The organism is Enterobacter sp. ENT02, assembly GCF_019219165.1.
In the GTDB taxonomy this organism is placed as follows: Bacteria; Pseudomonadota; Gammaproteobacteria; order Enterobacterales; family Enterobacteriaceae; genus Enterobacter; species Enterobacter mori.
In genome coordinates, this window is record NZ_JAHUWD010000002.1 from 712,884 (window position 1) to 725,729 (window position 12,846).

Genomic DNA, 12,846 nt, shown 5'->3' on the forward strand with positions numbered 1-12,846 from the left:
CATGCCGTCATTAACGAAAGGAGCCATCTCACCCACTCTGAGCGCGACGGAAGGTAGTCGGATCGGCTATCATAGAATTTTCCTGCTTCAAGAATTTGCTTTAGTGAACCCGTCGCTTATGAAACCTCTTCGTCAACAAAACCGCCAGGTTATTAGCTATGTGCCCCGCGTTGAGCCCGCGCCGCCTGACCATGCCCTGAAAGTGGATGGTTTTCGCGACGTCTGGCAGTTACGGGGTAAATACGTGGCCTTTGTGCTGATCGGCGAACATTTCCGCCGCTCACCCACGTTTACGGTGCCGGAGTCAGCGCAACGGTGGGCGATGCAGATCCGCCAGGATGAAGAGGTTGAAGAATAACAGCCATAAAAAAACCGCCATCAGGCGGTTTTTTTATTTCAACAGTGATTAACGGTGCGCCAGCTCGGCGTCGTCTTCACTGTCCAGGATCGCTTTATCGGTCTGCTTCAGCCACTGGCTGGTTAGCGTACCGGCGGTCATGGAGCCACTCACGTTCAGCGCGGTACGTCCCATGTCGATCAGCGGTTCAACGGAGATCAGCAGCGCAACCAGCGTCACAGGCAGACCCAGCGCGGGCAGCACAATCAGCGCGGCGAAGGTTGCACCACCACCAACACCCGCAACGCCTGCGGAGCTGATGGTCACAATGCCCACCAGGGTGGCAATCCACACCGGATCCAGCGGGTTGATACCCACAGTCGGCGCGACCATTACGGCCAGCATTGCCGGGTACAGACCTGCACAGCCGTTCTGTCCAATGGTGGCACCAAAGGAAGCAGAGAAGCTGGCGATGGACTCAGGAACGCCCAGGCGACGCGTTTGCGCTTCCACGTTCAGCGGTATAGACGCAGCACTGGAACGGCTGGTAAACGCGAAGGTCAGCACTGGCCACACTTTACGGAAGTATTTCAGCGGGCTGACGCCGTTCACGCCCAGCAGGATGCCGTGCACCACAAACATGATGCCCAGACCCAGGTAAGAGGCGACGACAAAGCTGCCCAGCTTGATGATGTCCTGCAGGTTTGATCCCGCAACCACTTTGGTCATCAGTGCCAGCACGCCGTAAGGCGTCAGCTGCATGACCAGACGGACCAGTTTCATTACCCAGCTCTGCAGGGTATCGATAGCGGTCAGCACGCGTTCACCTTTTGGCGCATCGTCTTTCAGCAGCTTCAGCGCAGCCACACCCAGGAACGCGGCGAAGATCACCACGCTTATGATGGAGGTTGGGCTTGCGCCGGTCAGGTCAGCAAACGGGTTTTTAGGAATAAAGGAGAGCACCATCTGCGGAACCGTCAGGTCGGCCACTTTGCCAACATAGTTGGTTTGAATCGCCGTCAGACGCGCGGTTTCAGCCGTACCCTGGACCAGGCCTTCAGCGGTCAGGCCAAACAGGTTGGTCACCAGCACGCCCACCAGCGCGGCAATCAGCGTGGTGAACAGCAGCGTACCGATAGTCAGGAAGCTGATTTTCCCCAGCTGAGTCGCATTATGCAGACGAGCAACGGCGCTCAGAATAGACGCGAACACCAGCGGCATCACAATCATCTGCAGCAGCTGCACGTAACCGTTACCGACAATGTTGAACCATTGAATGGAATCTTTCAGTACCGGGTTATCGGAGCCGTAAACAGCGTGTAATGCCAGACCAAAGGCCACACCCATGACCAGACCGACCAGCACTTTTTTCGCCAGGCTCCACTGTTTGTGGCGCGCCTGCGCGAGAAGCAATAGCAATACAACGAACACAATAATGTTCGCGATGAGTGGAAAATTCATCCCCGTTCTCCTGATTTATTATACGGTCGGTTTTTACCGATCCTGATGGCGCAAGGTTAGCAGAAGTGTGATGCAGCGCTTATATCCAAATGGAATGGTTTATGACAAACGGGATTATTTTGTTTGTTTACTGTTCAATCTGGTGATGAATGAAACGATTGAACTGAAATTGCAGCGAATTGATCATCTGCGATGACCAACGAACTGCACCATTTTCGGGCAACGTCTGCGGCATCCAGACGGCGTACGCGAAGAGTGCCATGCACAAAACGCGCTCCAGCTGATTGCCTTTTTGCGGGGCGAGAATGGGAAAACGGAAACGCCACCGGCAGGGCCACAGGAGGGGGACACCGGCAGGCGTCAGCATATCGGCAAGAATATGACTTAAATAACCCAGCACCATCCCCTGTATGGCATCTGCCGGCACTATCCAGCTTTCAGGCACTTTTAAATAGAACAGGGTAAGCAGGGCAAACACGGCCAGCAGGCTGTGGGTAAACCCACGATGGCCAAACGCTCTGGCAATGGGTTTTGCGATCCACTTCAACCGTTGTCCAAGAAACGACTTGGGGTGATCGATGTCCGGCAGGAGACAGGTTAATACGGCGGAAGGGACGATATGCCACCAGTCACCCTGTGCCAGCACAGGGGTCAGTTCAGCGTTTTTGGCAAACACTGCGCATGCAATTGAAAAAAGCAGGTGGCCTTCCGCCGTCATGATAAAACCCAACAAACTGTCAATTCATACAGTATAGGGTTTTTATACAGTGTGCGGAAGAGGTGACGGTGTAACTCTTTGTCACAAAGCGGCGTCAGCGCGCCAGCCAGCCACCGTCTACGGCCAGGGTGTGACCGTTGACATAATCCGATGCAGCAGAGGCAAGGAAAACAACCGGACCTTGCAAATCCTCCGGCAATCCCCAGCGCCCGGCCGGGATACGCTCCAGGATCGCCTGGCTACGCTGTTCATCGTCGCGCAACTGCTGCGTGTTATTGGTCGCCATATAACCCGGCGCAATGGCGTTCACGTTGATGCCATGCGTAGCCCATTCGTTGGCGAGCAGGCGCGTGATACCCAGAACACCGCTTTTAGACGCGGTGTAAGAAGGCACGCGGATCCCCCCCTGGAATGAAAGCATCGAGGCAATATTGATGATTTTCCCACCCTGACCCTGCTGGATAAACTGTTTGGCCACCGCCTGAGAGAGGAAAAAAACCGATTTGAGATTCAGGTTAACAACATCGTCCCAGTCTTTTTCACTGAATGCCAGGGCATCCTCCCGACGTATGGTCCCGGCGTTATTCACCAGAATATCGACGCGTCCCATCTCGGCGACAGCGCTATCCACTACGCGCTGAATGCTTTCTTGTTGACCGAGATCGGCCCGAATCGCCATAAATCGACGCCCGAGAGCGGTGATGCGCGCGGCCGTTTCGTCGGGAACTTTACGGTTCACGCCAACAATATCGCATCCGGCTTGTGCGAGCGCCACGGCCATGCCCTGTCCCAGCCCGGTATCGCATCCCGTGACGATGGCCACTTTTCCTGAAAGAGTGAAGGACTCCAGTATCATACGCGCCTCAGAAGTAAGGTTATTGTCATTCTGAAGGTAAGAATAGGAGGTGAAAGCAGGAAATGCAATTAAATGAAACGATGTTTTATTTTTATTTCAGGCAGCGAAGGGCTGCCTGAAAGAGAAGGTCACTCGCCGCGCAGATGGGCAACCGTAAGGTCTTCCAGCGAGGCCAGTTTCACATCCGCCAGGGCAAAGCGGGGATCGTGGCGGCCTTCTTCCGCAGGCACAACGATAGAGCGCATGCGTGCGGCTTTGGAGGCCACCATGCCGTTAACGGAATCTTCCAGCGCCACGCAGGTGAGCGGATCCAGACCCAGTTTTGCGGCGCAGTCCATATAGACCTGAGGGTGCGGCTTGCTGTAGGGCAGTTTCTCGGCTGAGGCCAGCGCGTCGAAGCTGTCGCGCAGTTCGAACAGGGACAGCACTTTTTCCAGCATATGCAGCGGCGAAGCGGAGGCCAGCCCGACCTTCAATCCTTGCGCCTTGCACAGGGCGATCGCATCACGCACGCCCGGAAGCAGGGGCTTCTGCTCTTCAACCAGCGTAATGGCGCGGTTAATAATACGTGCGGTGACGTCGTCACGACCGGGGCCAACCCATGGCTGGTGGGCATACCAGAGGTCTACAACCATATCAATGCGAAGTCCCAGCGTATCGGGAAGTTCGTTCCGGCGGCTGATATCGACGCCGAGGCTCGCCATCACATCCAGTTCAGCCCGATCCCACAGCGGTTCGGAGTCAATCAGCAATCCGTCCATGTCAAAAATGGCGGCAAGTATTTGGCGCGGTGTCGACATCACAACGTCTCCTTATCTCAGGTGTTCGACAGACGATACGTGCTAAGCACAATCTGCAATTTAGCATAATGCTTTTAAAGAACGGGCGAAAATGATGGGCAGCAGGTAGACTTAGGCAAAAATAACGCGTCTTTTTGAAGGGGAACGAATGACGTATCAACAAGCTGGACGCATCGCTGTCTTAAAACGTATTGCCGGTTGGGCCATTTTTATTCCGGCTGTGATTTCCACACTGATTTCCGTACTCAAATTTATGTACGATCACAGTGAAAAGCAGCCGGGTATCAATGCGGTAATGCTGGATTTCGCGCATGTGATGATTGAAATGATGCGTTTTAACACCCCGTTCTTAAACTTTTTCTGGTTTAACTCACCGACACCGAATTTTCATCAACAGGCGAATGTTGGCTTTTGGGTGATTTACGCGCTGATTTTTATCGCGATGGCATTGCAGGCATCAGGCGCGCGCATGAGTCGCCAGACGCGTTTTTTACGCGAAGGTGTGGAAGACCAGCTCATTCTTGAGCAGGCGAAAGGGCCGGACGGAATGAGCCGCGAGCAAATCGAATCCCGCATTGTTGTTCCGCGTCACACGATTTTCCTGCAGATTTTCCCGCTCTATGTATTACCGTTAGTCATCATCGTGGCCGGTTATTTCTTTTTCTCTCTGCTCGGTTTTATCTAGAGCCACAGCGGGTGGTGCATGACCGCCCGCTACGCCGCCAGTACCCGCTCCAGTGCGCGCTGCGCATTCACCAGATGTTGACCGCCAAACAGAATTGCCCGATTCAACAGGGTATAAAGTTGATACACCGGCTGGCGGTCGAGGAAGTCAGGCGGCAACGGCGAGACCGACTGGTATCCGTCATAAATCTGCGGCAGCTGTTCAGGATGCAGTGGTAGCATGGCGAGGTCGCACTCTCTGTCACCCCAGTAACAGGCAGGGTCGAAGATATAAGGGCCGTTCGGACCCAGCGCACAGTTATCTGACCACAAATCCCCGTGCAACAGTGAAGCCTGAGGCTGATGCGCGGCAAGACGCTGCTGCACGTGTTCGACAATCGCATCAATGTTGCCAAATTCCAGCCCTTTCTCTGCCGCCAGTTCCAGCTGCCAGCCAATACGTTGCTCTGCAAAGAAGATCGACCAGCGGCGTTGCCAGGCGTTCGGCTGTGGTGTGGTGGAGAGATCGTTGTCGAAATCGAGTCCAAACTGCGGTTGATCGCTCCACTGGTGCAATCGTGCTAGCTGCTGTCCAAGAATAAACGCGTTATGGGCATCCAGTGGGCGAGCGGGGAGATATTCCATGACCAGAAAACTGTAGTCGCGGTCACTGCCCACGGCCCAGACGTGCGGGACGGTGACCGTTTTGCTGCGCGACAGCAGATCCAACTGATCGGCTTCGGCAGTGAAGATGGGGAGAAGTTCACGTTCATCGCATTTAACGAAAAGGTCGCGCCCCGCGTAGCGTAAATGCCACGCGGCGTGGATCTCACCGCCAGGCAGTTCATTACGCAGTTCAATTTCACCTTCACCTAATTGCTCGCTTAAAAGATGACTGATAGCCTGCCACATGATATCTCTCCCATGTTGTCTGCCAGATCATAAAGTTAGCGCAAAACGGCTGTTAAAAAATACGAACTAACGCACACCTGAGCGGTTTAAATTCATACAACGCACTTATTGTTCTTTTTTTCGCCAGCTTTCCCAGGTCTCTACCTCAATATCCGCGTCCTTGTCAGTCACACTCTCGGCCAGGCTGCTTGCCAGGGCGTGAACTTCCTCGTCGCTGAGGGCGCTTATCAGGCCAAATGTCAGCGTACCTAAATCATGAATATTGCCCTCGTCGTCCGTGAGGGTGAGCAGAAAATTTGCCCGTGTAAAAGCGTTGTTGAGTTCATTGAGCTCGGTCAGTGACGCTTCATGAATGTTGACGGTAATGACGTAGCGGGTGATGTCACCACTGCTCATAGTTCACCTCATTGTTATCATGAAAGTTTTCTTAGCATAGTCGATAGTACGTTTTTGGCGACTATAGCTCGTCTTTACCCTCTCCCCGGAAGAGAGAGGGGGACGGTTAATTTTGGGACAGATAATTAACAATTTTCTCGGTGTCAGGCAGCGAACAAAGCCGCGTGCCCTGATTGATGGTTGCAGCGCTACCTGCTGCAACGCCGTAGCGCGTCATCTCCAGCAGCGACGCCCCCTGCGCCAGTTTCAGCGTCATCGCCCCCACCATACTGTCGCCTGCGCCAACGGTGCTCTGGCTTTTCATGGGGGGTGGCACAACCTGCACATAGCCCGTTCCATCCACGGCCAGCGCACCCTGAGGGCCAAGAGAAACCACCACGCGCAATGCCTTGCCGCTGCGTATCAGCTCTTGCGCGGCATTACGGACGTCATCCGGCTGGGTGAGTTCACGATTCACCAGTGCGCTTAGCTCTTTCTGATTGGGTTTAACCAGCTCAAGGTTGCCTGGCTCCAGAGCGGCTTTTAACGCCTCGCCGGAACTGTCGACAATGCACCGGATGCCCCGTTGCAGGGCTGCCCGAATTAATGCTGTGAGTTTCTCTGTGCTCACGCCCGGCGGCAGGCTGCCGCTGATCACCAGCAAAGCGCCCCTTTCAATTGTCAGGACCTTCTCCTCAAGCTGACGAAACTCATCATCACTCAATTTTGCCCCCGGCATAACAAAACGGTACTGCTCGCCGCTGGACTCAACGTGAACGTGCAGGTTCTGACGCGTCCAGTCGCTGGCCTCGACGGTTTGCACGGCAACCTGTTCGTCTGCCAGCAGAGACACCAGATGTTCACCAGTGGCACCACCGGCAGGAAAAATCGCCGTCGCTTTGCCTCCAAGGTGGGTAATTGCGCGTGCGACGTTGATACCGCCACCACCGGGCTCAAACACCGGGGCGCTACAGCGCAGTTTACCTTCCGGGTAAATCTGTGCGGTTAAGGTAGCGGAATCGAGAGAAGGGGAGAGTGTCAGCGTGTAGACAGGAACCATCATAACCTCCTTTTTGCATGGGTTCCTTTAAGCCTGGCATCAATCGACAGGAAGGCAACGTAAATAACAGTATGATTTTAAATATGAATGCTGACAAAAGTACGGGGTTGTTTTTATAAAATAAAAGTCGTTTTGAGATCGTTCTTATTCAAAAAATGAAATAAGAAAACATTGCTATGTTATTTGCGGCTTTTTATAATTTGTTACCTTTCTCTGGACGCCTTGTCATTGATCCTCAAGAAAGTTTCCGAGACCGTGATGGTCTCTTTTTTTGTTGTATGGACTCCTTAATAAAATGAAGCTTTTGAAGACAGTACCCGCTGCAATGATGCTGGTGGGTGGCGTGTTTGCGTCAATGAATGCAATCGCCGATGATACCGTTTTTACTGTCATGGACGATCCCTCCACAGCGCAAAAACCTTTTGAAGGTAACCTGAACGCAGGGTATCTGGCGCAATCCGGCAACACGAAAAGCTCTTCCCTGACCGCAGACAGCACCCTGACGTGGTATGGCAACACCACCGCCTGGTCACTGTGGGGGAATGCCAGCAACACCTCAGCGAATGACGAGCGATCGTCAGAGAAATACGCCGTAGGCGGGCGTAGTCGTTACAATATGACCGATTATGATTACCTGTTCGGTCAGGCAAGCTGGCTAACCGACCGCTATAACGGCTACCGGCAGCGTGATGTCTTCACTGCAGGTTATGGTCGCCAGTTCCTGAACGGACCAGTACACAGCCTGCGTTTTGAATTCGGTCCAGGCGTACGTTATGACGAATACACCGACGGTGATACCAAAACCCAACCGCTGGGCTATGCGTCGGGTACTTACGCCTGGCAGATGACCGACAACACCAAATTCACGCAGGGTGTTTCGGTATTCGGTGCTGATGATACGACGCTGAACTCTGAGACGGCGCTGAATGTGGCCATCAATGAACACTTTGGGTTAAAGGTAGCGTACAACGTGACCTGGAACTCAGCACCGCCTGAAACTGCGCCTGATCATACCGACCGCAGGACGACAATTTCTTTGGGTTATAAAATGTAATCTAAACGGGCCGACATTATTTCGGCCCTTTTTTAATTTTTAGAAATTGTGCTGATTTATATTAAACGGCGTTTTAAAATAATTGGTCCGAAAATATCTCCATATTTTCTTCATAATTACACCACTCCCCGAATATTCAGATTATTTGACACGAATTGATAAATAAACTGACTATGCAAAAGTGTGATCCAGATCTACACTGTCACTACAGGCAAAATTCAGCCTTAGGTCTTTATGCTCTAATTAAGTATGAGAAGAATCATGATGAAAAAAATCAAAACTGCTGCAGCAGCAATGGTGCTTTCGGCACTCGCTTTTGGCGTATTCGCTGCTGATCGCACGGGTATTAGTACCGCCTCTGATGTTGAAGCGGGTTCAAACATCGCCCCGGCGTCACAGTCTACCGGTCAGTCAATGAATGATGCGTTTGACGTGCATACACTGGTTGCCGGTGAGTGGTCCTGATACGTGTTTCGGTTTTAAAACTCACCGTAAAAAACCGGATTGTGATGTACCGGTTTTCATCACAGCAATGCTGTAAAGATATTCAAAGAGTTTTCAGGTTTTGATGTCTTATTACTTTTGCTTGCAATGCATAAACACTAACCCCATATCATTGCAGCCCAGCGCAATAACAACATTGCACCGCAGATTGCAATTAATACGACCACCATTTTCCAGTGCTTCGCGGCAAAGCGTTTTGTTGGCATAACCTCTTCCTTGTCAGTTTATTGTTCCAGTCTACCAAAAAAATGCAGTAAAAAGCGCATTATTCGGGACAAAGGGTTATGCAACGGCATTGATTCATGTCAGAACCAATGGAATCTGTCGGCAAGAATCAACACTAAACCGGCAGCGGAAAGGATATTCAATATCACAACGGTTCTACTGGACACATTCATGTGATGCCCCTTGGGTGTGTAAGGACCTGTTCAAGAATAGCTCAGCACTTTTGAATTGCGAGCCATGGTTCGCGAAAGTTCGTTCACTCATACCGATGAGTGAAGGTTCAAACTGGTCGCAGAGGGTGCATTCGCCCTTTCATTAGTGTTACCATTAGGGGGCTTGCCGTAAATCCGCATTTGTCTGAAATCGGCGGGAGCATGATGACGAGCCAATTTGACGATTGTTGGTCAGATGGTTTCGCAATCTATTGTTAAATAATGATTATTTTCTTTGTATATGCTCTTATGTGTGGGGCATCACTGCAAATAAGGATATAAAATGCCTGTAATTACTCTTCCTGATGGCAGCCAACGCCATTACGACCACGCTGTTAGCCCAATGGATGTTGCCCTGGATATCGGCCCTGGACTCGCGAAAGCGACCATCGCTGGCCGTGTAAATGGTGAGCTGGTTGATGCGTCCGATCTGATCGAGAGCGATGCGAAGCTGTCTATCATCACCGCGAAAGACGAAGAAGGTCTTGAGATCATTCGTCACTCCTGCGCGCACCTGTTAGGTCATGCGATTAAACAGCTGTGGCCAAATACCAAAATGGCGATCGGCCCGGTTATCGACAACGGCTTCTACTATGACGTTGACCTCGATCATACCCTGACCCAGGAAGATATCGACGCGCTCGAAAAACGTATGCACGAGCTCGCCGAAACCAACTATGACGTCATCAAGAAGAAAGTCAGCTGGCACGAAGCGCGTGAAACCTTCGTGAAGCGCGGCGAGAACTATAAAGTCTCTATTCTTGACGAAAATATTTCGCATGATGACAAGCCTGGCTTGTACCATCACGAAGAATACGTCGACATGTGCCGTGGACCGCACGTGCCGAACATGCGCTTCTGTCATCACTTCAAGCTGATGAAGATCGCGGGCGCCTACTGGCGTGGCGACAGCAACAACAAGATGTTGCAGCGTATTTATGGTACCGCGTGGGCAGATAAGAAAGCCCTGAGCGCGTACCTGCAGCGCCTGGAAGAGGCTGCGAAGCGTGACCACCGTAAAATCGGTAAGCAGCTTGACCTGTATCATATGCAGGAAGAAGCGCCGGGTATGGTGTTCTGGCATAACGACGGCTGGACTATCTTCCGTGAACTGGAAACCTTCGTTCGCTCCAAGCTGAAAGAGTACCAGTACCAGGAAGTGAAAGGCCCGTTCATGATGGACCGTGTGCTGTGGGAAAAAACCGGCCACTGGGACAACTACAAAGATGCGATGTTCACCACCTCGTCTGAGAACCGTGAGTACTGCATCAAGCCAATGAACTGTCCGGGTCACGTTCAGATCTTCAACCAGGGTCTGAAATCCTACCGCGACCTGCCGCTGCGTATGGCGGAGTTCGGTAGCTGCCACCGTAACGAGCCATCAGGTGCGCTGCACGGTCTGATGCGCGTTCGTGGCTTTACTCAGGATGATGCGCATATCTTCTGTACTGAAGATCAGGTCCGTGACGAAGTTAACGCCTGTATTCGTATGGTCTACGATATGTACAGCACCTTTGGCTTCGAGAAGATCGTGGTCAAACTCTCAACGCGTCCGGAAAAACGTATCGGTAGCGATGAGACCTGGGATCGCGCAGAAGCGGATCTCGCCGTGGCGCTGGAAGAGAACGGCATTCCGTTCGAATACCAGCTGGGCGAGGGCGCATTCTACGGTCCGAAAATTGAATTTACCCTGTATGACTGCCTCGATCGCGCATGGCAGTGCGGTACTGTACAGCTGGACTTCTCCCTGCCGCAGCGTTTAAGCGCCTCTTATGTTGGCGAAGACAACGAGCGTCAGGTACCGGTAATGATTCACCGTGCAATTCTCGGTTCACTGGAGCGCTTCATCGGCATCCTGACCGAAGAGTTCGCGGGCTTCTTCCCAACCTGGCTTGCGCCAGTGCAGGTCGTGGTGATGAACATTACCGATTCTCAGGCGGATTACGTTAAAGAATTGACGCAGAAACTACAAAATGCGGGCATTCGCGTAAAAGCAGACTTGAGAAATGAGAAGATTGGCTTTAAAATCCGCGAGCACACTTTACGTCGTGTCCCGTATATGTTGGTCTGTGGTGATAAAGAGGTGGAAGCAGGCAAAGTTGCCGTTCGCACCCGCCGTGGTAAAGACCTGGGGAGCCTGGACGTAAGTGAAGTGATTGAGAAGCTGCAACAAGAGATTCGCAGCCGCAGTCTTCAACAACTGGAGGAATAAGGTATTAAAGGCGGAAAACGAGTTCAAACGGCACGTCCGAATCGTATCAATGGCGAGATTCGCGCCCAGGAAGTTCGCTTAACAGATCTTGAAGGTGAACCACTGGGGATTGTGAGTCTGAGAGAAGCGATCGAAAAAGCTGAAGAAGCTGGAGTAGATTTAGTTGAAATCAGCCCTAACGCCGAACCGCCAGTTTGTCGTATCATGGACTACGGCAAGTTCCTTTATGAAAAAAGTAAGTCTTCTAAGGAACAGAAGAAGAAGCAAAAAGTTATCCAGGTTAAGGAAATCAAATTCCGTCCTGGTACCGACGATGGCGATTATCAGGTAAAACTCCGCAGCCTGATTCGCTTTCTGGAAGATGGCGATAAGGCCAAGATCACACTGCGTTTCCGTGGTCGTGAGATGGCCCACCAACAGATCGGTATGGAAGTGCTTAACCGCGTCCGTGAAGATCTGAGTGAACTGGCAGTAGTCGAATCCTTCCCTACGAAGATCGAAGGCCGCCAGATGATCATGGTGCTCGCTCCTAAGAAGAAACAGTAAGGCCTTCAAGCAGCAAAATCTGTGGAGCCTTCGGGTTTCATAGGTTTTGTTCGCCTATGTTTCGTTTATTTAACAATGCGAAGTGGAAGTTATTAAGATGCCAAAAATTAAGACCGTACGCGGTGCTGCTAAGCGCTTCAAAAAAACCGGTGGTGGTGGATTTAAGCGTAAGCACGCAAACCTGCGTCATATTCTGACCAAAAAATCTACTAAGCGTAAACGTCACCTGCGTCCAAAAGGCCTTGTTTCTAAAGGCGATCTGGGTCTGGTTATCGCGTGCCTGCCGTACGCATAAGCCGTTAACGTTTAATTTTTTTACTAAGAATATAGATACAGGAGAGCACACATGGCTCGCGTAAAACGTGGTGTAATTGCACGTGCACGTCACAAGAAAATTTTGAAACAAGCTAAAGGCTACTACGGTGCGCGTTCACGCGTTTACCGCGTTGCCTTCCAGGCTGTTATCAAAGCAGGTCAGTACGCTTACCGTGACCGTCGTCAGCGTAAGCGTCAGTTCCGTCAACTGTGGATTGCGCGTATCAACGCAGCAGCACGTCAGAACGGTATTTCTTACAGCAAATTCATCAACGGCCTGAAAAAAGCCTCTGTTGAAATCGACCGTAAGATCCTGGCTGACATCGCAGTATTCGACAAAGTAGCGTTCACCGCTCTGGTCGAAAAAGCGAAAGCAGCACTGGCATAAGCCAGTTGAGAGAGGGAGCTTTGCTCCCTCTTTTGTTTTAACATCATCAGAACATTGACTTTTACCCGTCCAGGCTTTTCAATAAGGTCTTCACGGTTTTTACCACACAAGGTAACGCAAGCATGAATGCTGCTATTTTCCGCTTCTTCTTTTACTTTAGCACCTGAATTCAGGAGGCTAGCGCGTGAAAGATGAAACGAAAAACAGC

18 protein-coding genes and 1 other annotated feature (1 of these 19 cut by a window edge) are annotated in these 12,846 nt (G+C 51.6%); of the genes, 9 read left to right on the forward strand and 9 right to left on the reverse strand.

Annotated features, from left to right (window positions below):
- Positions 1-82 precede the first annotated feature (82 nt).
- The gene (cedA, locus tag KW829_RS09360; RefSeq protein ID WP_256350567.1) at positions 83-358 is read left to right on the forward strand and encodes a cell division activator CedA; all 276 of its coding nucleotides are present in this window, start codon (positions 83-85) and stop codon (positions 356-358) included.
- Between the two features lie 48 nt (positions 359-406).
- Here cedA and tcyP read toward each other — a convergent pair whose 3' ends face one another.
- The 4 genes from tcyP to hxpB form a co-directional block, all read right to left on the reverse strand.
- Positions 407-1,798 (reverse strand): cystine/sulfocysteine:cation symporter, encoded by a 1,392-nt coding sequence (gene tcyP / locus KW829_RS09365; RefSeq protein WP_010430157.1) that lies wholly within the window; start codon positions 1,796-1,798, stop codon positions 407-409.
- 127 nt (positions 1,799-1,925) lie between these two features.
- On the reverse strand, positions 1,926-2,516 hold the full coding sequence (locus KW829_RS09370) for a metal-dependent hydrolase (RefSeq protein WP_010426116.1): 591 nt from the start codon (positions 2,514-2,516) through the stop codon (positions 1,926-1,928).
- 94 nt (positions 2,517-2,610) lie between these two features.
- Positions 2,611-3,372, reverse strand: coding sequence for a 2-dehydro-3-deoxy-D-gluconate 5-dehydrogenase KduD (gene kduD, locus KW829_RS09375; protein WP_010426114.1), 762 nt, complete (start codon positions 3,370-3,372; stop codon positions 2,611-2,613).
- A 128-nt stretch (positions 3,373-3,500) separates the two neighbouring features.
- Positions 3,501-4,172: a hexitol phosphatase HxpB gene (hxpB, locus tag KW829_RS09380; RefSeq protein WP_042714491.1), complete on the reverse strand. Its 672-nt coding sequence runs from the start codon at positions 4,170-4,172 to the stop codon at positions 3,501-3,503.
- Positions 4,173-4,320: 148 nt separating this feature from the next.
- Between hxpB and KW829_RS09385 the strand changes: the two genes are divergently transcribed.
- On the forward strand, positions 4,321-4,857 hold the full coding sequence (locus KW829_RS09385; RefSeq protein WP_218308074.1) for a YniB family protein: 537 nt from the start codon (positions 4,321-4,323) through the stop codon (positions 4,855-4,857).
- 29 nt (positions 4,858-4,886) lie between these two features.
- Here KW829_RS09385 and KW829_RS09390 read toward each other — a convergent pair whose 3' ends face one another.
- The 3 genes from KW829_RS09390 to pfkB all read right to left on the reverse strand — a co-directional run bounded on the left by KW829_RS09390 (position 4,887) and on the right by pfkB (position 7,182).
- Positions 4,887-5,747 carry a fructosamine kinase family protein gene (locus tag KW829_RS09390; protein ID WP_010430160.1) on the reverse strand — a complete coding sequence of 287 codons (861 nt, stop codon included), beginning with the start codon at positions 5,745-5,747 and terminating at the stop codon, positions 4,887-4,889.
- Between the two features lie 105 nt (positions 5,748-5,852).
- Positions 5,853-6,143 (reverse strand): type V toxin-antitoxin system endoribonuclease antitoxin GhoS, encoded by a 291-nt coding sequence (gene ghoS, locus KW829_RS09395; RefSeq protein WP_182402480.1) that lies wholly within the window; start codon positions 6,141-6,143, stop codon positions 5,853-5,855.
- 106 nt (positions 6,144-6,249) lie between these two features.
- On the reverse strand, positions 6,250-7,182 hold the full coding sequence (gene pfkB, locus KW829_RS09400; protein WP_218308227.1) for a 6-phosphofructokinase II: 933 nt from the start codon (positions 7,180-7,182) through the stop codon (positions 6,250-6,252).
- Between the two features lie 295 nt (positions 7,183-7,477).
- Between pfkB and KW829_RS09405 the strand changes: the two genes are divergently transcribed.
- Positions 7,478-8,236 (forward strand): YdiY family protein, encoded by a 759-nt coding sequence (locus KW829_RS09405; RefSeq protein WP_010430164.1) that lies wholly within the window; start codon positions 7,478-7,480, stop codon positions 8,234-8,236.
- 264 nt (positions 8,237-8,500) lie between these two features.
- On the forward strand, positions 8,501-8,701 hold the full coding sequence (locus KW829_RS09410; RefSeq protein WP_120158860.1) for a hypothetical protein: 201 nt from the start codon (positions 8,501-8,503) through the stop codon (positions 8,699-8,701).
- Positions 8,702-8,838: 137 nt separating this feature from the next.
- Here the strand turns inward: KW829_RS09410 and yniD are convergent, their stop codons facing one another.
- Both yniD and yncL read right to left on the reverse strand, forming a co-directional pair.
- Positions 8,839-8,946 carry a small membrane protein YniD gene (gene yniD, locus KW829_RS09415; RefSeq protein WP_010426102.1) on the reverse strand — a complete coding sequence of 36 codons (108 nt, stop codon included), beginning with the start codon at positions 8,944-8,946 and terminating at the stop codon, positions 8,839-8,841.
- A 99-nt stretch (positions 8,947-9,045) separates the two neighbouring features.
- Positions 9,046-9,138 (reverse strand): stress response membrane protein YncL, encoded by a 93-nt coding sequence (yncL, locus tag KW829_RS09420; protein ID WP_071985389.1) that lies wholly within the window; start codon positions 9,136-9,138, stop codon positions 9,046-9,048.
- A gap of 322 nt (positions 9,139-9,460) precedes the next feature.
- On the opposite strand from yncL, the gene thrS reads away from it, so the two are divergent.
- From thrS to pheM, 5 genes are all read left to right on the forward strand, one after another.
- Positions 9,461-11,389, forward strand: a complete 1,929-nt coding sequence (thrS, locus tag KW829_RS09425; protein WP_010430168.1) for a threonine--tRNA ligase — start codon at positions 9,461-9,463, stop codon at positions 11,387-11,389.
- Positions 11,390-11,392: 3 nt separating this feature from the next.
- A complete protein-coding gene (gene infC / locus KW829_RS09430) occupies positions 11,393-11,935 on the forward strand; it encodes a translation initiation factor IF-3 (protein ID WP_059443439.1) in 543 nt (180 codons plus the stop codon).
- A 97-nt stretch (positions 11,936-12,032) separates the two neighbouring features.
- Positions 12,033-12,230 carry a 50S ribosomal protein L35 gene (rpmI, locus tag KW829_RS09435; protein ID WP_003030583.1) on the forward strand — a complete coding sequence of 66 codons (198 nt, stop codon included), beginning with the start codon at positions 12,033-12,035 and terminating at the stop codon, positions 12,228-12,230.
- 51 nt (positions 12,231-12,281) lie between these two features.
- Positions 12,282-12,638 (forward strand): 50S ribosomal protein L20, encoded by a 357-nt coding sequence (rplT, locus tag KW829_RS09440; protein WP_000124850.1) that lies wholly within the window; start codon positions 12,282-12,284, stop codon positions 12,636-12,638.
- Positions 12,639-12,755: 117 nt separating this feature from the next.
- Positions 12,756-12,846: a sequence feature (Phe leader region), on the forward strand; it runs 34 nt beyond the window's last position.
- Positions 12,761-12,805 carry a pheST operon leader peptide PheM gene (gene pheM / locus KW829_RS09445; RefSeq protein ID WP_001386830.1) on the forward strand — a complete coding sequence of 15 codons (45 nt, stop codon included), beginning with the start codon at positions 12,761-12,763 and terminating at the stop codon, positions 12,803-12,805. (Overlaps the previous feature by 45 nt.)

Excerpts from the sequence above, each read along its gene's own strand:
- tcyP (WP_010430157.1), bottom strand. The coding sequence starts at position 1,798 with ATGAATTTTCCACTCATCGCGAACATTATTGTGTTCGTTGTATTGCTA.
- KW829_RS09370 (WP_010426116.1), bottom strand. The coding sequence starts at position 2,516 with ATGACGGCGGAAGGCCACCTGCTTTTTTCAATTGCATGCGCAGTGTTT.
- kduD (WP_010426114.1), bottom strand. The coding sequence starts at position 3,372 with ATGATACTGGAGTCCTTCACTCTTTCAGGAAAAGTGGCCATCGTCACG.
- hxpB (WP_042714491.1), bottom strand. The coding sequence starts at position 4,172 with ATGTCGACACCGCGCCAAATACTTGCCGCCATTTTTGACATGGACGGA.
- KW829_RS09385 (WP_218308074.1), top strand. The coding sequence starts at position 4,321 with ATGACGTATCAACAAGCTGGACGCATCGCTGTCTTAAAACGTATTGCC.
- KW829_RS09390 (WP_010430160.1), bottom strand. The coding sequence starts at position 5,747 with ATGTGGCAGGCTATCAGTCATCTTTTAAGCGAGCAATTAGGTGAAGGT.
- ghoS (WP_182402480.1), bottom strand. The coding sequence starts at position 6,143 with ATGAGCAGTGGTGACATCACCCGCTACGTCATTACCGTCAACATTCAT.
- pfkB (WP_218308227.1), bottom strand. The coding sequence starts at position 7,182 with ATGGTTCCTGTCTACACGCTGACACTCTCCCCTTCTCTCGATTCCGCT.
- KW829_RS09405 (WP_010430164.1), top strand. The coding sequence starts at position 7,478 with ATGAAGCTTTTGAAGACAGTACCCGCTGCAATGATGCTGGTGGGTGGC.
- KW829_RS09410 (WP_120158860.1), top strand. The coding sequence starts at position 8,501 with ATGAAAAAAATCAAAACTGCTGCAGCAGCAATGGTGCTTTCGGCACTC.
- yniD (WP_010426102.1), bottom strand. The coding sequence starts at position 8,946 with ATGCCAACAAAACGCTTTGCCGCGAAGCACTGGAAAATGGTGGTCGTA.
- yncL (WP_071985389.1), bottom strand. The coding sequence starts at position 9,138 with ATGAATGTGTCCAGTAGAACCGTTGTGATATTGAATATCCTTTCCGCT.
- thrS (WP_010430168.1), top strand. The coding sequence starts at position 9,461 with ATGCCTGTAATTACTCTTCCTGATGGCAGCCAACGCCATTACGACCAC.
- rpmI (WP_003030583.1), top strand. The coding sequence starts at position 12,033 with ATGCCAAAAATTAAGACCGTACGCGGTGCTGCTAAGCGCTTCAAAAAA.
- rplT (WP_000124850.1), top strand. The coding sequence starts at position 12,282 with ATGGCTCGCGTAAAACGTGGTGTAATTGCACGTGCACGTCACAAGAAA.